Genomic DNA, 22,685 nt, shown 5'->3' with positions numbered 1-22,685 from the left:
ACTGACATTGTTATATACCCGCGGTAAGCAATGGGGGCCGAATGGGCCTCAAGGGGAAGAAGTGAACCCCTACCCCAAGGGCGAGATGTTTGGTGCAGCCAGCATACAGTGGAGCGAGGCTCGGCAGAATTACGTGATGGTTCAAGCCTATGAGATCCGCCGGTTTGGTTTGCTGGAAGATAAGTTCACACAACCCGATAAAGTGGCGCAAATTCGCCATCCGGATCACCTTAAAGGCTTTAAAGTGTATGACATGAATGGGCCATTACCTAAAGACTGGACCTTAATTGCAGAGCGAACCACCGATATCAATAACCCAGAGGCGGAAATCGGTGAGCAACAAGGGTCGGGCGTGCGCGATATTCCCACTTGGTTTGGGGGGAAGACCATGATTGTTGCGGCCGCACCCGATGCCAGTTATGCATTAACCGAATATGGCAATGATTTATATTCCGCGGGTTATCAATCGTGGGATATGTCTGATCCGGCCAGTCCAGTATTGATGGATCAATTGGCAGTGCCGGGGCAAATTCTTAACGAACCCGCGCATCAAAAGGCCTATCTCAACAACCCTCGCGCAGGGAATCGTACCTCTTGGATGGGCGCACGTATGTCGCTGTTTATTCCGACACCGATCGAAGAAGGCGGGAAATATGGCTATGCCGCGATGGGCGGGCTCGGTTTCTATGTGGTCGATATTTCCAATCCAGCGCAGATGCAAGTGGTCAGTCACCTTGAGTTTGAGCCCAGCGTAGCGGGGACGGAGGGCGACTTTATTGATGTATCCCAAGTCGAACAAACAGGCCTCGTCTACTTTAGCGGTTATCCGCTTAATGAAGAGTGTTTTGAACCCTATAAAGACGTGCATATTATTGATGTGTCGGATCCCGCGCAGCCGAAAAAGGTCGGCGTGTTACCACGTCCAATCCCACCGAAAGAGGCTGCTTTTACGGATTTTTGTCAACGTCGCGGTAGCTTCGGGCCGAAACGTACCGGTGCTTACACCCAGCCCGGCATCGGTCGCCAAGGTATTCTTCCTTATAATTTTTATAACGCTGGCCTGCAGGTGTTCGATGTTCGTGACCCACAACAACCTGCAATTGCGGCGTACTTCGTGCCGCCGTTCAAGGAAGATGAAGTTGCCAGTTATGCGATGGGCAACTTATCACACAGTGCCTATGTGGAATATGACCGCAACTTGTTTTGGCTATTTACTAATCACGGGATCTACGTGCTCTCTTCGCCGGTGTTAGGCAAGCCTTCCTTTGCACCACCAGAGCAACCCTGGCCACCCCGCTCTGCCGGTGCGCGTGACTCTCAATAAATGCTTTTCATATAAATGGCTTAGGTGTCGCCGGCTGGCTGGCGACACCTTTTCAGTCACTACGCTTAGTGTTGCTCGCCGTCGAGCGTCGGTCCAAACTCATGACTCTTTCTCGCTACCGATAAACCGATACACCAACGCACCTAATATTGCGCCAGCGATGGGGGCAACCCAGAATAGCCACAATTGTGCGGTGGCCCAATCGCCCACGTAAAGCGCGACACCTGTACTACGAGCCGGATTCACCGAGGTGTTGGTCACTGGAATACTAATAAGGTGGATCAGTGTCAAACACAGCCCGATGGCAATCGGTGCAAAACCTTGAGGGGCGCGTTGATCGGTGGCACCGAGGATCACCACCACAAACATCATAGTCATCACCACTTCCGAGGTCAGCGCAGACGTTAAGCTGTACTGGCCCGGTGAATGCGCACCATAACCATTCGCCGCAAACCCATTCGAGACATCAAATCCGGCTTGTCCACTCGCAATCAGGTACAACACGCCACCAGCCGCTAAACCACCTAAGACTTGGGCAATAATGTAAGGGAGCAGTTGATTAGCGGGAAAACGTCCTCCCGCCCATAGGCCAATAGACACTGCTGGATTAAGGTGGCAGCCAGAAATATGGCCAATAGCGAACGCCATGGTTAATACAGTAAGACCAAAGGCGAGCGATACGCCGAGCAACCCAATCCCCACCTCTGGAAACGCTGCCGCTAGCACTGCACTCCCACAACCGCCTAGTACTAACCAAAACGTTCCAAAAAACTCTGCACCATACTTATTCATCCGTGTCTCCTTTTTTTGACTCGCATGACTAACAATGTGATGAGTATAGGTGCAGATTGACGATATTGGAGAGCAATGAACGCTGTATTCCTCTATCACAGTGCATCCAGGTGCGCTTTTGCTTCCCCCTATTCACTCCCTCTTGTAGACTACGCGAGCGTTGACTATCTACTGATAAGAAAATTGATCTATGCCTGCGATTACACCGGCCTTTAAAGTGATAGACGGTTTCTCGCTCTGTGCCAATGACACAGAGCGCCTTGATGTATTTTTTACTTATCTTCGTGAAGGTGAGCCTGAACGCGCAGAGCTGCGTCTTGAGCAACTTGTTTTAGCCTTAACCAACTCTCCCTCTCAAGCGGCGTTATTTGCCAGTAGCGTGTGTAATGAAGCGAAAAAAATAAAGCTTTCACCGGCGTTTGTGCAGCTGGGGATCTTTTCTAAAAACGGCCTTGTTAGCGAAATTTTTCGTCGCCTTTATAATAAGGTAAACCCCCCTCCTAAACGCTGTAACGACATCAATGATCTATTGAGTTATTTTGTCGGCGGTGAGGACAAAGCTTGGGTCAAAACCATTTCACACAAGTGCTGGTTTAAGCTTTATCGCTTATTAGTACAAACCGCACCTCAAGATGCGATCCGTACGACAGGTGCTTATATTAAAAGTGAGCTCTGCTATTCATTAGAAATGCTGTCGATCTGGATTGCGGCAGAAGAGCTCGACCCTGAATTACTCCGAATTGATCGCCGACTTAGTGAAGTGGACTCTCCTTTTATTGCCTTGCAGCGTGAAACAAGTCACCTCGTCGCGGGTATCAAAGCCGGTGATATGGCAAGACAAGACACCGCACACTTTTGGGTGATGATTGAGCAGTGCCAGCAGCAGGTAAAACGGATCCGTGCACGCGGCATTAGCCAGCTCGGCTTCTCCGCTCATGCCTCTCACATGTTGGAGCGCCTCGATCAAACGTTAAATCGCATGGTCTTACTGATCCAAATTTTGGATTTCCGTCACCCTCACCAAAAAGCACGCTGTGTGTTAAATTTGTGGCGTCAATTACTCACCTCAGTGACCGAGCGCAATAGTGTTCGCGCTATCTATCGTAAAAGTACACGCACGTTTGCACAAAGTGTCACGCAAAATAAAAGCAATCATGGCGAGCATTACATCGCCAAGACAAATAAAGATTACTTTAAAATCCTGCGAGGTGCTTGCGGTGCGGGAGTGATTATTGCGCTACTGGCTTGGGTCAAAATGTATATCGAAACCCTACAATTAACGCCATTACATAATGCGTTATTAGTCAGTTTAAATTATGGCGTTGGCTTTATGCTCGTGCATATATTGCACTTTACGATTGCCACCAAGCAACCTGCGATGACGGCCGCTAACTTCGCTGCTCACGTTGAAAAAAACAAACAAGGACGTACCCGCAGTAAAAAACTCGCGCGGTTACTGATCAATGTAAACCGTTCGCAATGGTTTGCGGTGTGGGGAAATATTACCGCCGCGATCACGGTGAGCGTATTAGTCAGCCTGCTGTTTAGCCATTTTTATCACAGCCCGTTACTCAGCAGCCACCAAGCGATATACCAAAAAGCAGCGATTCATCCATTCAGTGGCCTCGCTTGGTTGTATGCGGCCATCGCTGGTGTGTGGTTGTTTTTGTCCGGTATTATTACTGGCATTTTAGATAACCGAGCGGACTATATCGAACTCAAAGACCGATTAATTGCACACCCGATGTTTCGTACTATTCCCGTTAAACGTCGCGAGAAAATCGCTTTTTATATTCACGAGAACTATGGTGCACTAGGCGGCAATTTTATTTTTGGTGTTCTGTTGGGCATGACCAGTTATCTTGGCTACCTTATTGATATACCACTAGATATTCGTCATGTCGCTTTCTCGTCTGCGCATGCAGCCTATGCGCACATTAGCGATTACCATTCGTGGGTAGCGGTCTTATCGAGTCTGTTCTTTGTGTTGATGATCGGTTTTATTAACCTTTGGGTTAGCTTTGGCCTGGCGCTATTTGTGGCACTACGCTCACGTAACTGTGAACTGGATATTAAATCGGTACGCACCGCAGTACTCACTCAGATAAAACAACGACCTACTTCTCTATTCTGGCCGAGTGAGGCAACGCCGCCCGCTAAGACACATTCACCGAATCAGCGTCGAACGCCATAAATAAAGAAAGGGACAATTTGGCAGGTCACCCATTGGCCTGCTTCACACCTTTGTGACGACCTTGCGTGACGATTACACCGACACCTCCATCACTCTCTCAATTAGGCCATTAAGTACAGCTTTTTATACATTCAGTGCCAAGCTTTCTTTTGCAGATGACCTCTTTTGCAATCACAAAGGGAGCGTAAATTATGATACGTCTATCTCACCTCGCCTTACTCTGTGTCGTAGCAGGTACGGCCAACGCCCATACATTGATCAGCAGCCACTCTCAAATGCAACCCGCCAAGGTGCTCAAAGAAGCGGGGGTCCCTTCCCAATGGGTCACGGAGAGCGATTTAGTCTTTCAGCCTCGCCACACGCCTTTTGATATCGATGCGTTTATTCAGAGGGAAATGCCACATTGGGCACCGGTCAGCGAGGCTATCATGCATTGGAGCGGCGCATCGGGTATCGATCCACGCATTATCATTACGACGCTGATCACCAATGATCCTTCTTTGATAACGCCGACCCACTCTCTTGATCGGATCAGTGAAGTCAAATTGCTCCAGAATATCGAGCAAGTCGCCTCGTCCCTCTCGGCGTGGCTTTATCAACCTCATGCAGACACCCAGTCGTCATCCGATCATGCGACTCAAACACTGATTAGCGCATTCAATGCCCCAACAGATTGGAGCCGCTGGATGGCACATTACACCCGTTGGTTCGCGCAACAGAAACCCCTGAACCAGCCTGCTCCAACACAAGCTTTTGAGCAGTTGGCTCCACCCAGTGACTTTATGCAATGGCCTTGGCGCCAAGGATACGCCTGGGTCCCTAATGGCCCTCATGCACATTCCGGTTCAGGGTTTCCGTTATCATCCATAGACGTATCTTACGACTGGCCACGTTGGGGAGGAGCGACCTACAGCGTAACCGCAGCCCACGACGGATACGTCACTGTCATGTCGCGTTGCCAAGTCCGGGTGACCAATGACAATGGATGGGCGACCAACTACTACCATATGGATGGGATCCAGGTCAGTAATAATCAGTGGGTAGATAAGAATACCAAGCTTGGCAACTACGCCAGCCAGCGGTCTGTCGCTTTGTGCCAAGGAGGGTCTTCGACCGGGCCACACTTGCACTTTTCTTTGCTAAAAAATGGCCGCTTTACATCACTCCAAGGTACCAATCTCGGCAGCTATCGCGTCCAAACAGGCCGATACAGTTATGATGACGACTGTCGTTACACATGGCTAACCAACACACAAACCAGCAGCAAAATCTGCTTGTGGCGACGGATCACTAATCCTTAATCAGAGGGAAGAATGCATATTCCACCTCTATAATTAACACAAAGGTCACTTATTTAGTGACCTTTGTCTTTATTTAACTCAACAAACCCATTCACAAAATTTGCGCTCAATATCCCATAAATAAACAGTCATTTATTCTGTAAAGAAAAGTGGTCATCTATCTATTTATAGAACGAAAACCCACCAGAAATACGAGTTAATGTCATTCCTATCCTATTTTTTTGTTTCATTATCAGCCACTCCGTAACATTTAATTTACATAATGGGTTGTGACGAGCTTGTAAATAGGTTTATTGATAGGCCACGTTAAGTATGTGAACTATCAAGTTCGCCTTCCTATTGTGCAGTTGGGAAGAAAGGAATCTTTCAACAACAATTAGGGCAATAAAATGAAACTTTCTAAATTGGCATTGATTATCGCTTCAAGTGTTATGGCGAGCACGCCAGCACTCAGCGCAGAGTTCATTAACGTCACCGATGACACAATGCTCAGCCAAGTTCTCGACCAACCGACAGGGGTTTATGCACCTGCAGGTTCATCAGCCAACCCTTTGGGGTTTAAAGAAGTAAAACGTGTGACTCTGCCAAACGGCAAAGTAAAAGTTCGCTACCAGCAAACGTACCAAGGCGTTCCGATCATTGATACTGCAGTCGTTGCCACCGAGAAAAAAGGCCAACGTAGTGAGGTATATGGCACCATGGCCCAAGGCCTCGCGGCAGATATCATGACGGTCTCTCCAGCCCTAGACAGTCAGTCAGCACTGCAAGCAGCTAAAGCTAATTTCAAACAAAGTGACCAAACGCTCACCGCTGCACCGATTGAAAATGAAAATTCTCGCCTCGTGGTAAAGCTTGATGAAGCGCAAAACGCACGCTTGGTTTACATTGTCGATTTCTTTGTCGCTGCCGATGAGCCAACTCGCCCTTTTTACATGATTGATGCTGAGACAGGCGAAATCATCGAGCAGTGGGACGGCATTAACCATGCCACAGCCGTTGGAACAGGTCCTGGTGGGAACGAAAAAACGGGCCAATATATTTATGGCACGGACTATTATGGCCTCCCTATCGACAAAACCGGGACCACGTGTACGTTAGAAAACGACAAGGTGAAAACGGTCGATTTAGAGAACGGTACCACAGGCAGCACTGCCTTCACCTACCCGTGTACAGATAGCAGTAACTACAACGACGAGAGATATGTTAACGGCGCTTACTCTGCACTGAACGATGCGCACTATTTCGGTAACGTTGTTTTTGATATGTACCAAGATTGGATGAACACCGCACCTCTGACTTTCCAGCTCACTATGCGCGTCCATTACGGCAACGACTATGAAAACGCATTCTGGAATGGCAGCTCAATGACATTCGGTGATGGCAAATCGACGTTCTACCCACTGGTCGATATCAACGTGAGTGCCCACGAGGTCAGCCACGGCTTTACTGAGCAAAACTCTGGTCTCATCTATGCAGACATGTCGGGCGGGATCAATGAGGCGTTTTCTGATATTGCCGGTGAAGCTGCAGAATACTACATGCATGATGAAGTCGATTGGGTGGTCGGTGCCGACATCTTTAAAGGCACTGGTGGTCTGCGCTATTTTGACCAACCTTCACGCGATGGCAAATCCATTGATGACGCCAGCCAGTACCGTGACGGCATGAATGTGCACTATTCAAGCGGCGTATATAACCGTGCTTTCTACCTCTTAGCAAACAAAGCTGATTGGGATGTACGTAAAGGGTTTAACGTATTTACTACCGCGAACCAATTGTATTGGACTGCAAGCAGCACCTTTGACCAAGGCGCATGTGGGGTCGTAAAAGCAGCCAAAGACCTCGCTTACAACGAACAAGATGTGATTGACGCTTTTAATACTGTTGGTGTCAATGCCAGCTGTGGTGATGACGGTGATGATACGGTGCTCCAGCCCAACCAACCGGTCACAGGTTTAAGTGGTGGTAGCGGTAGTGAAACCTTTTTTACCTTCACGGTAGATAACAGCCGCGACGTTAATGTCACCATGAGTGGAGGTAGCGGTGACGCTGACCTATACGTGAAAGCGGGCAGCAAACCCACTACGAACAATTGGGATTGTCGCCCTTACAATTATCGCAATGATGAAACCTGCCGTATCAGCGCACAAAAAGGCACTGAGTACCATGTAATGGTGCGCGGTTATCAAAACTACTCGAATGTCAGTCTCGTACGCGATTAACATTCGGATCAAGCGCCGCTGTCGCCACAGCGGCGCTTTTGTCTGGCTAGCACACTGTATTGACTAATAAAAAAGACAACAACATACCAACTCTGACTCTGTAGGATTTATTTGGATTCACCTGCAACGCCAAAAACTTAGCTAAATTGTTAACTTTCATCACATTATCACGATAAAACCCCGCCCTTATACGGCTAAGAAACGATCACTGCACTCATGTTTTTTTATCTCGTCTACGCTTAAAAGAATTGCAGATCATTCGGAGGCTCTATGCTCAAACGCCTGTTCATACTCGCTTTCTCAGCCTTGCTAATCACCACAACCCCCGTGCGTGCCGATGTTCTTACCATGCCAACGCTCGACTGGCCTCCCTACTCTGGGAAAAACTTACCCGAGCAAGGTGCATCCGTTGCTGTCGTTCGTGCGGCTGTCGAAGCCATGGGGCATGAACTCAGCGTCGAATTTTATCCATGGTCACGCACCGTGTACCTGGTTAAGAATGACGCCCAATATGCTGGCTACTTTCCCGAATACCATTACGACACCGATGACTTAATTTTTTCCGATCCAATCGGCACTGGCCCTCTGGGGTTTGTCGAAAACACAAATCAGCCGATCGAATGGTCAACACTCGATGATTTGACCTCTTACACTATTGGCGTCGTGCGAGGTTACGTTAATACCCCTGAATTAGACGCACTCATCGCTAACGGCACCCTTAAGTCATCTGACGTGACTAGCGATACCCAGAATTTGCAAAAAGTGGGCCGTGAGCGGATACCTTTAGCGGTCGTTGACGCTAACGTACTCGATTACCTTAAAGAGAATGAACCTTCGCTACGCAAAGTTAAAGACGCTCTGCAAATGAACAAACAGCTACTTGTTGACAAGCAACTTCATATCGCATTTGCCGATAATGAAGCGGGCCAAAAATGGCGTAAAATTGTTAACGAGGGGCTCAAAAAAATTAATATTGAACAGATAATGAAAGAACACCTAGGTGAATAGTTTTCGCGTTAGGAGAACAGTGGCCGCAGTTGGCCGCATGGCAATGTAAACGGAAGAGTAGCGCTATGTTTAAGAGTCTAAAAGCAATATTTGTTACTCAAGTGGTTATTGCTGTTTCTGTCGTATTGGGTATATCCAGTTACATTGATTACCAAAATACCAAGCAGGAGCTGAATAGCGCGCTTGAAACCACGGTGGAAAACGCCACTAACCGAATGAATCTGAGCTTACCCAAGGCAATTTGGGATTTTGATCTTGAAGCGGCCAAGCTATCGATTTCCGCTGAGTTAAAAGCACCTGATATCAAAGCGGTTCGAATACTGGATAATCAAGGATCTGCCATCGTTTTTCTACGCCTCGGACCACCCAATGACGAGGGACAACGCCAACCGAAAGACATTGGCGACGGTGAAAAGTCGATGTACGAATCCATGCCCAACGAAGAAAGTGAGCTTTCATTTACTGAGTATGGTGAAACCAACAAAGTGGGGACACTTCAGGTATTTTACAACACAGATAGGCTAGAGGCGGAATTATCCGAGACCCTCACCCGAAGCCTCATTGAGCTGCTCGTGCTCGACGTTGTGATGATTGTGTTCCTGATTTTGGCATTAACCGCCACCGTCGTTAAACCGCTCAACGATTTAACTGGGCGCGTCCGAGAACTCGCCAGTGGTGATGGCGATCTCTCTACCGTTATCCCAGCACCGAAATACAAAGAATTCGCCCAGATCACTGAGCATATTAACCACTTCACCTCTTCGTTGCGTGAAATAGTCAATGAAGTCACTCAGGCATCCATTAATCTCGCTGAAGTCTCTGCCGAAAGCGGGCAAATGGCACGGACAAATGCGGAGCGTTTGGAGCAGCAGAAGCAAAGCCTCTCTACGGTTGCTGCCGCGGCAACTCAGATGAACCAGTCGATTGCGACTGTTGCAGATACTGCGAATGATGCAGCTGAACGCTCAGCTGGAGCAACCGAACTCGTTAATCAAGTATACGGGACCATTGAGCGCTCAGCCTCTGAGATCATCAACATGCGTTCTGAGATGGAAAACGTCAACGCAGAAATGCACAAGCTGCTGGAAGAAGGCGAGAAAATTTCGGACGTCGTGAACGTTATCAATGATATCTCCGAACAAACCAACTTATTGGCACTGAATGCGGCGATCGAGGCAGCACGCGCAGGGGAACAGGGCCGCGGCTTTGCGGTAGTGGCTGATGAAGTACGTAGCCTCTCGGTAAAAACCAGCCAATCTACCGAACAAATACAGTCCAATATTAAATCACTCAGTGATGCAACCGAGTCGGTGGAAAAAGAAATCAATCGTATCGGCAGCATTCTCGAGAGCACCGCAGGACGCGTGTCTGAATCACAAGAATCCGTGAGCCAAGTGCGCGAAACCATCACGGATATTTCCGAACGTAGCGGACAAATCTCGCAAGCCACTGATGAGCAACGTCAGGCGATTGATGAAGTGAGCCAAGCCATTAACGAAGCCTCAGAGGCAACGAATTACGTCACGGAAGGTGCACAAGAAAACGCTGAACGTACCGACAAAGTGCTTACCCTGAGTGAAGACATCAAAGGACAAATGGGAAAATTTAAGACGTAATCAAAAGGAATAACAACAAGGAGAGAATATGAAAAAGCTGTTTACCGTTGGCTTAGCATTACTGTTACTCGCGCCCAGTGCAATGGCAAGGACACTAACAGCGGCACAAGACCCTTGGCCGCCTTTTGTGACTACGGATCCTAATAGTCCGGGGATTTCTGTTGAGTTGGTAACAGCGGCGATGGCCACCCAAGGCTACGAGGTCGATTTTAAAAATATGCCATGGGCTCGCGCGCTTGATGCAGTCAGCAAAGGCACTATCGACTTGCTTCCTGCGACGTGGCACACCGAGGCCCGGACTGAATTTCTGCGTTACAGCAAGCCCTATATGAGCAATCAGCTAACCTTTATCAAACGCGCTGATGACGACTTTCAGTTCTCGAGTTTGGATGACTTGCAAGGAAAGGTCGTTGGCATTGTCCGCGACTATGGCTACGGTGATGCCTTTTTAGAGGCTGGCCACTTTGATAAACCTGCAGCAAATAACCTAGCAACCAATTTGAAAAAATTACTCGCTAGCCGAGTCGACTTGACTTTGGAAGATAAAATCGTGGCCCAATCGGTGATGCAAGAAGAAGGGCTTGATAGCAACCAGTTTTCCTTTACTGACCAAGCGCTCTCAACCAACCCCTTGCATGTCACCAGTGGAAAGGCCAACCCAGACAGCCAGATGTTTATCAATGCATACAACAAAGGCCTTGATGAAATAAAAGCGAATGGTACGTTTGAAAAAATCCTGAAAAAATATGGCATAAACTGATCGCATATAAAAATATTGAGTATGCTTAAGGGGAAAAGAATGGTTCTTTTCCCCTTTTTTAGCTTGGAGCAATATGGTTTTACCTCGCCGCATTAAAACTTGGTTTATCCTTTTTACGCTCGTGTATGTGGTTGCTGCGGTAAGCGCGACGGCTCTCATTGGCGACACTATCGTCAACCGAGTCATCCAAGAAGAGCAAGAGGACATTAATCGTAAAGCCTCCTTGATACGTTCCCGGATTGAGGCAGCGATATATCACGATACCTATGTCGCTGATAGCTTAGCGACCGTAGTGACGATTGATCCAGAGTTTGCCATGGTCAATTGGGACAGTGTGGCGCAAAAACTCCTAGACAAGGCAGATTATGTCCGCAATGTGGGTCTAGCGCCCGATAATATTATCAGCCATGTTTACCCTCTCGAAGGGAACCAAGCTGCAATCGGATTAGACTTTCGCACTCGTCCAGACCAATACCGTACGGTATTAAAAGCTCGAAATCTTGGCGACGTTTATATCGCAGGGCCCATTAACCTCGTTCAAGGTGGTCAAGCGATTATTGCTCGTTTCCCTATCTTCTCCTCCCCCACAGAGTCGACAGATTATTGGGGTGGAGTCAGTATCGTCATTGATCACATAAAAATGTTTGCCGAAGTTGGGCTTTATGATCTCGTTGATGCCAATGTCGCGATAAAAAACAGTCAAACCTTGGATTATTTTTATGGCTCCCAGTCCACTATCGCCGATGCCGACTTTATGGTCCCCATTTCTCTACCCAATGGCGAATGGTCACTTTCTGTCGAATACACCCTCAAACAGTCGCCAGAAATCGTGCGTCTAGGTATTATGATTTACGCGATCAGCGCAGGCATTTTTATCGTTATTTATGGCCTGATATTACTTTTCTATCGCAGTTTTCTCATCGCGAAAAAACAAGCACTCGTCGACGAGTTAACTCAACTTCCGAACCGGCGGTTCGCGATCGAGAAACTTGATTCACTCACACAAGAGAAAAAAGAGTCCTTTGCGCTGCTTAATATCGACTTAAATGATTTTAAAAAGGTTAACGACGCATACGGCCATGAAGCGGGCGATACATTGCTTAGCCATGTAGCATCAGCGCTAAATAAAAGTACCCGTTCGTCAGACTTGGTCGCAAGAATGGGTGGTGACGAATTTATTGTTGCACTGCGAGATGTGCACCCTAACGATGTTGGCAAGGTAGTCAATAGCTTGCAAAAAACAGTCGAGGCCTCCGCATGTCGATGGCAGCGCTACCATATCTATCCGTCGCTCAGCATTGGCTGTGCATTGTTTAATCATCAATCTCCTCGTGATCTCGATGAATTGATGGCGGCCGCGGATCAAGATATGTACCGAGCCAAATCCAGCAATCAAAAGCAAAAACCATCTATCAATGCGATTAGTTAAATTCACGCAACTCACAACCAAAAAAGAGGTGTCTCAACACCTCTTTTTTTGGCGATAAACCTAACGTTGCGGTTATTTAATATAACCGTCGAGGATAGATTGTAACTTTCCGGATTCGCGCATTGATTTAACCCCCTCATCAATCGCCGCTTTAATCTCCATAGATTCAGGGTGCTCTCGAGAAATCATCATATGGAACTTATCACCACTATTGCCAGGGATAGGCTCAGCTTGCATACCACCGGCGAGATAATCAGTGCCTTTGGCAACCTTAAACCCAGCCAGTATTTCATATCGCGCCAAGAAAACATCACAGCGTCCAGCTTCGGTTTTTTGCACTAATTGCTCGAAGCTTTTCGCTGACTTTCTCACTTTACTGTCGTCCACACCAAAACCTGTGTAGTTATAGCCAAGCAGACCACACATTCTCAGGTCATTCAAATCATCCACCGAGCTAATATTTAAGCTATTGGGGTGTTGGTTTGTCGAATAAATATAACTGGGCTGAAGCGTGTAGTAATAGTCGGTAAGGATAAAGTCTTTATCCCGCTCTTCACTGAAAGAAGCACTGAGAGCGATATCATAGTTACCAGCCTTCGTTTGCAGAACGCAACGTTTCCAAGGGGGCATTGCTACAGAGACACCAACGCCCTTATCAGAGAATATCGCATTCAGTACATCGACATCATAGCCTTGGACTTGTCCGCCTTTTTCAAACGTATAAGGTGGCCAACCAGCACCATCCCCACAGGCTTTAAGTGATGATGTATCTAAAGCGAGAGCTGGTGCCGATAACAGCGTACCAGCAAGGGCTGTTGCAGAAAGTATCGCTATTTTCATAGTGAACTCCTTTTAGGAAAACTCACCTTAAGTATTGACGATATTCTCCATAACGCGACCTTAATCACTGCATTTTTTTACGGATTCAATATAACTATCTCGCCAGCCTTTAACCCCTTACGTACGCGTCCTTGTTTTGTGAGCGATACCAGCCGTGTGCTCACCTCACCCGCATCGAGTACCTTCACATAGTTAAGTTGTCCAATTTGATAATGCGCATTGCTCGGTAAGTAAAGTACAGGCTCGGCTTTTTGTGACAAGGTCACTTTTGCAAACATGCCTGGCAGCAAGCTATCGTTAGGATCCGAATTCGGCAGTGTCACCACAACACGATAACTGCGTGAGCTCGTATCGGCGGCGGGCGTCATCGTGCGCACCATACCTGTCAGCGTTTTATTATAGGTGGGCAATTCAACCGTTAACGATTGGCCAATCGCTACAAAAGGCAAAACAGACTCAGCCATATTCACCGCCGCTTCAATGCTGGCGGGGTTATATAGCGATAACATCGCCGCACCCGGTGTTGCCGTATCACCTTGGTTGATAATCTTTTCCGTGATCACGCCTGAAAAAGGCGCTCGCACCAGACTAAAGCCAAATTGGGTTTCAGCCTCATCCACCGCGGCAAGGGCACGACGATAGTCAGATTGCGCGGTTTTTAAGCGATTTTCCGCCTCATCGAACTGAGATTGAGGCACCAGCTTTTTCGCCAATAAGGTCTCCATTCGGCGGTAGTCACTGCGCGCGGTATTCAATTGCGATTGCGCCGAGGCCAAGGCTTGTTGCACTTGGCGAACTTTGGCACTGAGGTCGGCATTATCTAAACGCAGTAATACATCGCCTTGATCAACGCGGTCACCGACATCAACCAACACTTCCGCGACGGTGGCCGTCATCCGCGCTGCCAGCGTGGCGTTTTGTCGTGCCACTAGCTTACCCGAGAAGGTACGCGTTTGCGGCTGCTCGACCGCTTCCAGTGTGAGTGTTTTCACATCGCTTGCGACACGGTTGGGGGTCGATTCTGACGCCACTTTCTCGGTAAAGGCGCCAGCCATCGCCAAAAATAACACCAATAACCCAGTACCTAGCACCAGTGCGAGTAAGCCTTTTTTTGCCTTCATGCATCCTCTCCTTCTACTGATAAGCCATGGGTCGGGTGATTTTGATACGCAAGGTTGTACACCACAGGCACAACCAGCAAGGTAAACACGGTAGACGCGGCAATGCCGAAAATAATAGCCCACGCTAAGCCATTGAAAATAGGGTCGAGGGTGATAATCACATTCCCCAATAAGGTGGTGCCGGCGGTGAGCAGGATAGGCCGCATTCGCACCGTACCCGCTTGTACTAGGGCTTCACTCAGCGCCATGCCTTGTGCGAGTGACTGTTGAATAAATTCAATCAACACCAGTGAGTTGCGCACCACAATCCCTGCCAATGCAATCATGCCAATCATCGCGGTGGCGGTGAATAGCGCCGGATTTGGGTAGCCGTTGATCTCACCGCTTAAGCCATTGAGCAACCAAAAACCCGGCATGATGCCAATCACGGTCAGCGGGATCGCGAGCATAATAATGCCCGATACCGCCGGTAGCCCAGTTTGTATCAGCATCACAATAAAGACACCCAGCAGTGCCGCGCCATAGGCAATCCCCAGATCGCGGAAGACATCAATGGTGATCTTCCACTCTCCTTCACCACTCCATACCACCTCGATATCCTCATCAACTTGCCAGCCATCACCCGCGCCATTATCCAGATAACTACGCGCTGATAGCGGGCGAACGCTGTCCGATTCAGGTTGATTAAAATCGGCCATCACATCGGCGACTACTTCGCCCGGCACCCGTCCAGTGGGTTCGGCGTACACATACACGACGGGGCGTAAATTCTTATGATAGATAGGCTGATCAACCGGTTGCCGCGTAAAATGACCGAGCTCACTCAAGGCGACCAGCGGTTGCGGCGCATCCACCAAGGCACCTCGTACCGATTGTTTAGCCACCCCAGCCCGACCACGCACATGCAGTGCAAGCAGCGCATCAAGTTGATCGCGCGCATCTGGCGCAAGTTGCAGCCTCACTGGCAAGGGATCCATTTCATCGGCATCCGCTAAATGGGCCAGCGTGACCCCTTGGTTCGCGGCCCTGAGCGCTTGGTTGATATCGGCCACCGCAATACCAGACAAGGCGGCTTTTTCTTGGTCCACCACAAACTGCCAGCTCGATAGAGGCCCTTGAACACTGGTGCTCACTTCTGACACCAAGACTTCACGCTTTAATCGCTCGGCCACCTGCGTCGCTTGCGCTTGCAGGGTTGAATAAGGCGTGCTTGGTGAGCCATACACTTCCGCGACAATGGTTGCCAGCACAGGCGGCCCCGGCGGCATTTCCACTAATTGCACCTCGGCATCATATTTTGCTGCGATGGCTTCTAATTCATCACGCATGCGCGTGACCAAGCCATGCGATTGCAACGTGCGCCGGTGCTTATCCACCAGCACCACCCGCAGTTCACCCTGGTAAGGCGCATGGCGAGTAAAGTAATGTCGCACCATGCCATTAAAATCCATTGGCGAGGCGAGCCCGGCAAACCCGGAGACCGACACCACCTCGGCTTGCGTTTGTAGATAACGGTTCATCTCTCGCAGCGCGTTGGAGGTACCAACATGATTGGCAGTTTCCGGCAAATCCAGTACCACCTGAAACTCGTTTTTATTGTCATACGGCAACAATTTGAGTGGCACGAGGCGCAAAGCAGGCAGCAAGGCGGCGATGACGAACAACACGCCCACTAGCCATAAAAACGCTTTGGCGCGACGATTACTCTCGAGCAATGGCAACAACACGCGCCGATAGCCACGGTACAGCGGCGTGGTCTCAATGCGATAGTCATCGCCTTTATTGGAAGCGCGAACAATTTTTTTGGCGAGCCAAGGGGTGACTAAAAACGCCACCAAGGTACTGATCACCACGCTGACCGGCACATTGAATGCCAGCGGTGCCATATATGGCCCCATCATGCCGGTGATAAAAAACATCGGGGTGAACACAATCACAATCGCCACGGTCGACATGATCAATGCGCGCTTGATTTCTAGCATCGCCAGCACAATCGTGCGTCCACGGGGTTTATTATCATGAGTCAGGTGCCGTTCAATGTTGTCGATACTGGCAATCGGATCATCAACAATCAGTCCCAGCGCCAAAATTAACGCAAACAGGGTGACGCGGTTAATCGAATAGCCAAAGGCTAAATCCAGCCCTAATGCCGCGCCATAACTGATGGGAATGGCAATCGCCACCACTAAAGCACTGCGCCAGTTTAAGAACAAGCCAACAAAGACCACCACGGTGAGCACCGCAATACCGAGGCTGGACACCAAGTTTTTTACTTTGGCATCGGCGGTTTGACCGTAATTGCGAATAATCTCAACGCTCACGCCCTCGGGAAATTGTGTGGCGACCAGATGATTGAGCGTGGCGGTGATATCCTCGGCCACGCTCACCGCGTTCGAACCTTTTTGCTTCGCCACCGAGAGAAACACCGCTGGATGCGGCTGGCTATCATCGGTCGATTGGATCCAGGTATCTGTGGTGGACTCTTGCGCACCGTCGGATAATTCGGCCACATCCTGCAGGTACACAGGTTTACCATTCACCACCGCCACCACTAAATGGCGTATCTCCTCAAGGCTTTGATACCACTGGCCGGTTTTTAATACATAGCGCTCACCCTGATACTGAATATCCCCGACATCACGCTTTTGATGGCTTAGCGAAAAGGCATTAGTCAGATCAGACACGCTGATCTGATAGCTAGCCATGGCGGCAGGGTCGAGCGTGACCAACACCTGACGCGGCACCCCGCCCACCACTTTCACCGCATTGGTTTCGGGAAGGGCTTTGAGATCCAAGGTGGCCTGCTCGGCAATACGTCGCAGTGCATAATGGTCGAGCTGGTCCGGTTTGTCGCTACGCAGTGCCGCAATCACAATCGGTACATCATCAATTTCTACCGGCTTTATCGCCCACTCGCTCACCGCGGCTGGGATCGCATCTTGATTGGCATAAAGCTTGTTATATAGCTTCACCAAGGCCGACTCGCGATCTTCACCCACGTAAAAACGGACCGTGACTAACGCAGATCCTGCTTGAGTAGTGGAATACACATACTCCACCCCGTCAATTTGGCTGACTTTTTTCTCCAGAGGCTGCGTCACCTGCTTTGCCACCTGTGGGGCACTCAAACCGGGCGCTTGCACCACCACATCTGCCATTGGTACGACGATTTGCGGATCTTCTTCTTTGGGTGTAAGCCACAGCGCCGCCGCCCCGACCAGTAGTGCGAGCACGATGAGGGTTGGCGGGAAGAAGCTATTCATTACTCGGGTGATCAGCTGACCTTGTGGCTGAGCATCTTGCATATTCGATCCTTTGGCTGATGACAGTAACGACAAGAAAACGAGAGGTAAAATGGCTGAATGTTAATTAACTTAGCGCATCGACGGGCAATGAATGTGTGCTGATCTCTCAGATTCAGACACATCAGGCACAATACAGCCGCTGTAAGGTAGCGATAATCGCTGCGACATGGGGGTCATTGAGCTGATAAAATACCTGCTGGGATGACTTGCGCACCTTAACCAGTTGATGCCGCTTTAACACGCTAAGGTGCTGGGAAAACGCCGACTGACTGAGCGACGACCCTTGCAGCAATTGCCCCACGGAGCGCTCTCCGGCCAAGAGCTGGCACAGCACAATTAATCGCTCAGGATGGGCCATCACTTTCAACATGGTCGCCACCAAAGACGCTTGCTCACGCATGGCAACAATGTCCATGTCAGGTATGCTTTCTGCCTCAAACGGCACGCTTGACTCTGCCATCGCCTACTCCTCTCTCGCTAATACTCATAGCTTAGCGCGCCATATTGATTAGTCAATTCTAATTTAGTTTAAATATAATTAGACTTTTCTAAATATAACTTCTAGAGTGATCCCAGTGCCGACAAACACTGAAGGCGTTCGAGCCAAAGCGGTTCGGTCTGTCGGGTAATCGTATAGAGGATGCAAAGGAGTCTGCTATGACAATTGATAATGGCGTACGCGTAATCGCTGGCATGATGGTGCTACTTTCTGTCGTGCTTACCCTCACAGTTCACAGCCAATTTGTTTGGCTAACCGTCTTCGTTGGCGTAAACCTGATCCAAAGTGCGTTTACAGGGATTTGTCCGGCTGCCTTTTTCCTGAAAAAACTTGGACTAAGCAACGCTTGATGGAGTCATAATGACCAAAATCGTAATTATTGGCGGCGTCGCTGGTGGCGCCTCTGCCGCCGCTCGCGCCCGTCGTTTGAGTGAAGAAGCCGACATCATTATGTTCGAACGTGGCCCGTACGTCTCGTTCGCTAATTGTGGTTTGCCTTATCATATCGGCGGAGATATTACCGATCGCAGTAAACTCTTGCTGCAAACCCCAGACAGTTTTCGCGCCCGTTTTAATGTGGATGTGCGCATCAACAGCACAGTCACTGCGATCAACCGCGAGGACAAAACCGTTACCGTCACCCGTGCCGATGGCAGCGATTATCAAGAAAGTTACGACAAATTACTGTTAAGCCCAGGTGCGGCTCCTATCATGCCACCCATCTCTGGCTTAGATAACCCGCTGACCCACTCGCTCCGCAATATTCCAGACATGGATGCGATTTTGCATACCATTGATATGAATAACCCCAGCCATGCGACTGTCGTTGGCGGGGGCTTTATTGGCCTTGAGATGATGGAAGCGCTGCATCAACGCGGAATTAAAACCACCCTGCTGGAAATGGCCGATCAGGTCATGACGCCGGTTGACCGCGAAATGGCGGGGTTTGTTCATCAAACCATTCGCGATCAAGGAGTGGATTTACGCCTAGGCACAGCGCTGGAGTCCGCCAAGTTTATTCCCACCACGCATGTCGCCAGTGATGATGCCGGCGAGCCGAGTGAGCCGCAACACTTAGAAGGCGCTTTACGCCTGACACTTAACAATGGCGACAAACTGGATACCGAGCTTTTGATTATGGCGGTTGGCGTTAAGCCTGAAGTCACGCTGGCACAACAAGCGGGGCTTGCCATTGGTGAAAAAGGCGGGATTGTGGTTAACAGCACTCTGCAGACCCAAGATCCCGATATTTACGCGGTCGGCGATGCAGTCGAAGAAATCGACTTTGTGACCCATAAGCCAACGTTAGTGCCACTGGCGGGTCCGGCGAACCGTCAAGGACGCATGGCCGCTGACAACATGCTAGGCAGCACTGAACATTATCTTGGCACCCAAGGCACCGCCATCTGTAAAGTGTTCGATCTCGCCGTCGCCTCGGTGGGCCAAAACGAGAAACAACTCAAGCACGCTGATATCGATTATCAAAAGGTCTATGTCCACGCCGCCAGTCATGCCGGTTATTATCCCGGTGCGGAAATCGTCTCATTTAAGCTGCTGTTTGCCCCGGATACCGGCGCGATTTTAGGCGCACAAGCGGTGGGTAAAGACGGCATTGATAAGCGCATTGATGTCATGGCCGTGGCACAACGTGCTGGCATGACCGTTGAGCAGCTACAACATCTAGAACTCACCTACGCGCCGCCGTATGGCAGTGCTAAAGATGTGATTAACCAAGCGGCGTTTGTGGCCACCAATATCCTCAAAGGTGACGCGAACCCTATTCACTTTGATGAGTTAGATAATCTCACCGACGATCAAGTGCTACTCGATGTGCGCAATGCGCCAGAGCGCGAAAACGGTCAGCTTATTGAAGGTGATGTGCATATTCCGGTCGACGAACTGCGCGGACGCATTAATGAGCTGCCGAAAGACAAAGAAATTGTGGTGTACTGCCAAGTCGGTCTACGTGGCAACGTCGCCTATCGCCAGTTAGTCAACAATGGCTTTAAAGCCCGCAACTTGATTGGTGGCTATCGCACTTACAAGTTTGCCAAGGCGTAATGCGATCACTGTGTTCAAATTCAACTGGGTGACCCGACTTGGGTCACCTTTTTTATGCTCGCCAGTGAACGGTTACGAAAACAACCCAGACGACAAATAACGATCGCCGCGATCGCAAATAATGGCCACCACCACAGAGCCGGGTTCGGCTTTGGCGACTTGCAGGGCAGCAAACACGGCGCCACCCGAGCTAACCCCCGCACAAATACCCTCTTCTCTGGCGAGAGCGCGCGCGGTCTCTTTCGCATCTTGCTCAGAAATGTCTATCACTGCATCAATGTGCTCGTCGGTATAAATGCCGGGGAGATATTCAGCCGGCCAGCGGCGAATACCAGGAATCGCGCTCCCCTCTGTCGGTTGTAAACCAATGGTTTTAATCGCAGAATTTTGCGTTTTTAGATACTTTGAGGTTCCCACAATGGTACCTGTGGTGCCCATGCTGGCAATAAAGTGGGTGATTTGTTGCTGGCTCTGTTGCCAAATTTCTGGCCCCGTACCCGTTAAATGCGCCCGCCAGTTATCCGGGTTATTGAACTGATCCAACACTTTGCCCTTGCCCTGTGCTTGCATGGATAAAGCTAAATCGCGAGCGCCCTCCATCCCCGCCGCTTGAGAGACGAGGATCAACTCACTGCCATAGGCTCGCATGGCATCTTTGCGCTCCTGTGTGGCGTTTTCAGGCATGATTAAAATCAGTCGATAACCTTTAATCGCCGCCGCCATCGCCAGCGCGATCCCGGTGTTGCCACTGGTCGCTTCAATCAAGGTATCGCCGGGTTGGATATCACCCCGCGCTTCTGCCTGCACAATCATATTGAGTGCGGGTCTGTCTTTCACCGAACCGGCCGGATTATTGCCCTCGAGTTTGACTAAAACAGTGCTGCCTGTCTCTGCGGCTAACCGCTGCAAGCGCACCAAAGGGGTCTGACCCACATAGTCTTCAAGCGTGGGGAAATCAGCCACGTTGTTTACCTCTTCATGTTTCATGAATTGCCTGCCTGATGGATGCTCTCAACACCGCGTAAGAGACTGTCTACCGCCACATCCTACAAGGAGGCTTGACACGACACGCAGACATTTTTTCACTAACATATACAAAATGGTTATATTTAAACTGTTTTTTATTCCCTTCAATTGCTTTTATTCTGTGACCTATCCCAACTTTCTTTGCTGATAACAGCAACAAACGGCCATCAAGGATTTAACAATGAAGGTATTCAAAACTCTGGCTCTTTCGGCCTTGCTTGCCACCAGCGCGGCGCCGGTATCTGCCGCCGAGCAAACCCTCTTGAATTCATCTTACGATATCGCACGTGAGCTTTTTGCTGATTACAATCCGCTGTTTGCAGCGCACTGGCAAGAAAAAACCGGAGAATCGGTGACCATTAAGCAGTCGCACGGTGGATCCTCGGCGCAGGCGCGCGCCATCATGCAAGGGCTGCAAGCGGATGTTGTCACCTTCAACCAAGTCACGGATGTGCAGGTGTTGTACGATCGCGGCAAGTTGATCGATAAAAGCTGGAAAGAGAATTTCCCCAACAGTAGCTCGCCGTACTACTCCACCACCGCGTTTTTGGTCCGCAAGGGCAACCCAAAGAGCATTGAAAATTGGGATGATTTAGCCAAAGACGACGTTGCCTCTGTCTTCCCCAACCCAAAAACCTCTGGTAACGCCCGATATACCTACCTTGCCGCACTCGGTTATGCACAAAAGGCATTCGGCAAAGATAACACCGAGCAGCAAGACCAATTTTTGAAACAGCTTCTCGCCAATGTGGCGGTGTTTGATACCGGCGGCCGCGGCGCAACCACCTCGTTTGTTGAACGCGGAATTGGCGATGTGCTGGTCACCTTTGAATCAGAGGTCAATAATATCCGCCAGCAATATGGTAGCGACAAGTACGATATTGTGGTGCCTAAAACCTCGATTTTGGCCGAGTTCCCCGTCGCCGTGGTCGAGCGCAACGCCAAACGCAACGGCACCACTGAGCTGGCGACCGAGTATTTGTCTTACCTTTACAGCGAAAAAGCACAACGCTTACTGGCCGATTTTAACTACCGCGTCCATCATCCTGACGTGGTCAAAGACAATGCCGATCGTTTCCCTGAAGTCGAACTGCTGACCGTGGAAGCCATCGCAGGGAGTTGGGATCAGGCCATGAAAACGCACTTTGCCAGTGGCGGAAAACTCGACCAACTACAACGCCGTTAAT

At 49.5% G+C, this 22,685-nt stretch carries 17 protein-coding genes; 11 read left to right on the top strand and 6 right to left on the bottom strand.

The annotated features are described in order from the left end of the window. Window positions 1-7 precede the first annotated feature (7 nt). Entirely contained in the window at window positions 8-1,324 is a 1,317-nt protein-coding gene (locus BUQ98_RS15475) for an LVIVD repeat-containing protein (RefSeq protein WP_254813945.1), read from the top strand. Between the two features lie 99 nt (window positions 1,325-1,423). Here the strand turns inward: BUQ98_RS15475 and aqpZ are convergent, their stop codons facing one another. Further along, window positions 1,424-2,116 carry an aquaporin Z gene (gene aqpZ, locus BUQ98_RS15470; protein ID WP_074214673.1) on the bottom strand — a complete coding sequence of 231 codons (693 nt, stop codon included), beginning with the start codon at window positions 2,114-2,116 and terminating at the stop codon, window positions 1,424-1,426. A 190-nt stretch (window positions 2,117-2,306) separates the two neighbouring features. Between aqpZ and BUQ98_RS15465 the strand changes: the two genes are divergently transcribed. From BUQ98_RS15465 to BUQ98_RS15435, 7 genes are all read left to right on the top strand, one after another. After that, complete coding sequence (locus tag BUQ98_RS15465; protein WP_074214672.1) at window positions 2,307-4,310, top strand: hypothetical protein; 2,004 nt, start codon at window positions 2,307-2,309, stop codon at window positions 4,308-4,310. A 191-nt stretch (window positions 4,311-4,501) separates the two neighbouring features. Beyond that, on the top strand, window positions 4,502-5,611 hold the full coding sequence (locus BUQ98_RS17255) for a M23 family metallopeptidase (protein WP_074214671.1): 1,110 nt from the start codon (window positions 4,502-4,504) through the stop codon (window positions 5,609-5,611). A 389-nt stretch (window positions 5,612-6,000) separates the two neighbouring features. Further along, window positions 6,001-7,833: a M4 family metallopeptidase gene (locus BUQ98_RS15455; RefSeq protein ID WP_074214670.1), complete on the top strand. Its 1,833-nt coding sequence runs from the start codon at window positions 6,001-6,003 to the stop codon at window positions 7,831-7,833. A gap of 270 nt (window positions 7,834-8,103) precedes the next feature. Beyond that, window positions 8,104-8,841: a substrate-binding periplasmic protein gene (locus BUQ98_RS15450; protein WP_074214669.1), complete on the top strand. Its 738-nt coding sequence runs from the start codon at window positions 8,104-8,106 to the stop codon at window positions 8,839-8,841. Window positions 8,842-8,906: 65 nt separating this feature from the next. Then, the gene (locus BUQ98_RS15445; RefSeq protein WP_074214668.1) at window positions 8,907-10,457 is read left to right on the top strand and encodes a methyl-accepting chemotaxis protein; all 1,551 of its coding nucleotides are present in this window, start codon (window positions 8,907-8,909) and stop codon (window positions 10,455-10,457) included. 28 nt (window positions 10,458-10,485) lie between these two features. Further along, window positions 10,486-11,217 (top strand): substrate-binding periplasmic protein, encoded by a 732-nt coding sequence (locus tag BUQ98_RS15440; RefSeq protein ID WP_074214667.1) that lies wholly within the window; start codon window positions 10,486-10,488, stop codon window positions 11,215-11,217. 73 nt (window positions 11,218-11,290) lie between these two features. Beyond that, window positions 11,291-12,646, top strand: a complete 1,356-nt coding sequence (locus BUQ98_RS15435) for a diguanylate cyclase domain-containing protein (protein ID WP_074214666.1) — start codon at window positions 11,291-11,293, stop codon at window positions 12,644-12,646. A gap of 72 nt (window positions 12,647-12,718) precedes the next feature. Here the strand turns inward: BUQ98_RS15435 and BUQ98_RS15430 are convergent, their stop codons facing one another. The 4 genes from BUQ98_RS15430 to BUQ98_RS15415 form a co-directional block, all read right to left on the bottom strand. Next, a complete protein-coding gene (locus tag BUQ98_RS15430; protein WP_074214665.1) occupies window positions 12,719-13,486 on the bottom strand; it encodes a substrate-binding periplasmic protein in 768 nt (255 codons plus the stop codon). Window positions 13,487-13,563: 77 nt separating this feature from the next. Beyond that, window positions 13,564-14,607, bottom strand: coding sequence for an efflux RND transporter periplasmic adaptor subunit (locus BUQ98_RS15425; RefSeq protein ID WP_074214664.1), 1,044 nt, complete (start codon window positions 14,605-14,607; stop codon window positions 13,564-13,566). Continuing rightward, window positions 14,604-17,912 (bottom strand): efflux RND transporter permease subunit, encoded by a 3,309-nt coding sequence (locus BUQ98_RS15420; RefSeq protein ID WP_074214663.1) that lies wholly within the window; start codon window positions 17,910-17,912, stop codon window positions 14,604-14,606. Before BUQ98_RS15420 ends, BUQ98_RS15425 begins: the two co-directional genes overlap by 4 nt. A gap of 121 nt (window positions 17,913-18,033) precedes the next feature. Then, window positions 18,034-18,327: an ArsR/SmtB family transcription factor gene (locus BUQ98_RS15415; RefSeq protein WP_069586674.1), complete on the bottom strand. Its 294-nt coding sequence runs from the start codon at window positions 18,325-18,327 to the stop codon at window positions 18,034-18,036. A gap of 242 nt (window positions 18,328-18,569) precedes the next feature. Between BUQ98_RS15415 and BUQ98_RS15410 the strand changes: the two genes are divergently transcribed. Together BUQ98_RS15410 and BUQ98_RS15405 are read left to right on the top strand one after the other, a co-directional pair. Beyond that, entirely contained in the window at window positions 18,570-18,761 is a 192-nt protein-coding gene (locus BUQ98_RS15410; protein WP_046075776.1) for a YgaP family membrane protein, read from the top strand. Between the two features lie 10 nt (window positions 18,762-18,771). Then, window positions 18,772-20,472 (top strand): FAD-dependent oxidoreductase, encoded by a 1,701-nt coding sequence (locus tag BUQ98_RS15405; RefSeq protein ID WP_074214662.1) that lies wholly within the window; start codon window positions 18,772-18,774, stop codon window positions 20,470-20,472. Window positions 20,473-20,544: 72 nt separating this feature from the next. Here BUQ98_RS15405 and cysM read toward each other — a convergent pair whose 3' ends face one another. Then, the gene (cysM, locus tag BUQ98_RS15400) at window positions 20,545-21,435 is read right to left on the bottom strand and encodes a cysteine synthase CysM (protein WP_074214786.1); all 891 of its coding nucleotides are present in this window, start codon (window positions 21,433-21,435) and stop codon (window positions 20,545-20,547) included. A 244-nt stretch (window positions 21,436-21,679) separates the two neighbouring features. Between cysM and cysP the strand changes: the two genes are divergently transcribed. After that, window positions 21,680-22,684 carry a thiosulfate ABC transporter substrate-binding protein CysP gene (cysP, locus tag BUQ98_RS15395; RefSeq protein ID WP_074214661.1) on the top strand — a complete coding sequence of 335 codons (1,005 nt, stop codon included), beginning with the start codon at window positions 21,680-21,682 and terminating at the stop codon, window positions 22,682-22,684. Window position 22,685: the final 1 nt, after the last annotated feature.

It is taken from the genome of Salinivibrio sp. ES.052 (assembly GCF_900141775.1).
GTDB lineage: Bacteria > Pseudomonadota > Gammaproteobacteria > Enterobacterales > Vibrionaceae > Salinivibrio.
Note: the sequence above shows the minus strand (reverse complement) of the source record. Positions and strands in the feature narration are given on the sequence as shown.

Coding starts and splice junctions, on each gene's coding strand:
- aqpZ (WP_074214673.1), bottom strand. CDS start 2,116: ATGAATAAGTATGGTGCAGAGTTTTTTGGAACGTTTTGGTTAGTACTA.
- BUQ98_RS15465 (WP_074214672.1), top strand. CDS start 2,307: ATGCCTGCGATTACACCGGCCTTTAAAGTGATAGACGGTTTCTCGCTC.
- BUQ98_RS17255 (WP_074214671.1), top strand. CDS start 4,502: ATGATACGTCTATCTCACCTCGCCTTACTCTGTGTCGTAGCAGGTACG.
- BUQ98_RS15455 (WP_074214670.1), top strand. CDS start 6,001: ATGAAACTTTCTAAATTGGCATTGATTATCGCTTCAAGTGTTATGGCG.
- BUQ98_RS15450 (WP_074214669.1), top strand. CDS start 8,104: ATGCTCAAACGCCTGTTCATACTCGCTTTCTCAGCCTTGCTAATCACC.
- BUQ98_RS15445 (WP_074214668.1), top strand. CDS start 8,907: ATGTTTAAGAGTCTAAAAGCAATATTTGTTACTCAAGTGGTTATTGCT.
- BUQ98_RS15440 (WP_074214667.1), top strand. CDS start 10,486: ATGAAAAAGCTGTTTACCGTTGGCTTAGCATTACTGTTACTCGCGCCC.
- BUQ98_RS15435 (WP_074214666.1), top strand. CDS start 11,291: ATGGTTTTACCTCGCCGCATTAAAACTTGGTTTATCCTTTTTACGCTC.
- BUQ98_RS15430 (WP_074214665.1), bottom strand. CDS start 13,486: ATGAAAATAGCGATACTTTCTGCAACAGCCCTTGCTGGTACGCTGTTA.
- BUQ98_RS15425 (WP_074214664.1), bottom strand. CDS start 14,607: ATGAAGGCAAAAAAAGGCTTACTCGCACTGGTGCTAGGTACTGGGTTA.
- BUQ98_RS15420 (WP_074214663.1), bottom strand. CDS start 17,912: ATGCAAGATGCTCAGCCACAAGGTCAGCTGATCACCCGAGTAATGAAT.
- BUQ98_RS15415 (WP_069586674.1), bottom strand. CDS start 18,327: ATGGACATTGTTGCCATGCGTGAGCAAGCGTCTTTGGTGGCGACCATG.
- BUQ98_RS15410 (WP_046075776.1), top strand. CDS start 18,570: ATGACAATTGATAATGGCGTACGCGTAATCGCTGGCATGATGGTGCTA.
- BUQ98_RS15405 (WP_074214662.1), top strand. CDS start 18,772: ATGACCAAAATCGTAATTATTGGCGGCGTCGCTGGTGGCGCCTCTGCC.
- cysP (WP_074214661.1), top strand. CDS start 21,680: ATGAAGGTATTCAAAACTCTGGCTCTTTCGGCCTTGCTTGCCACCAGC.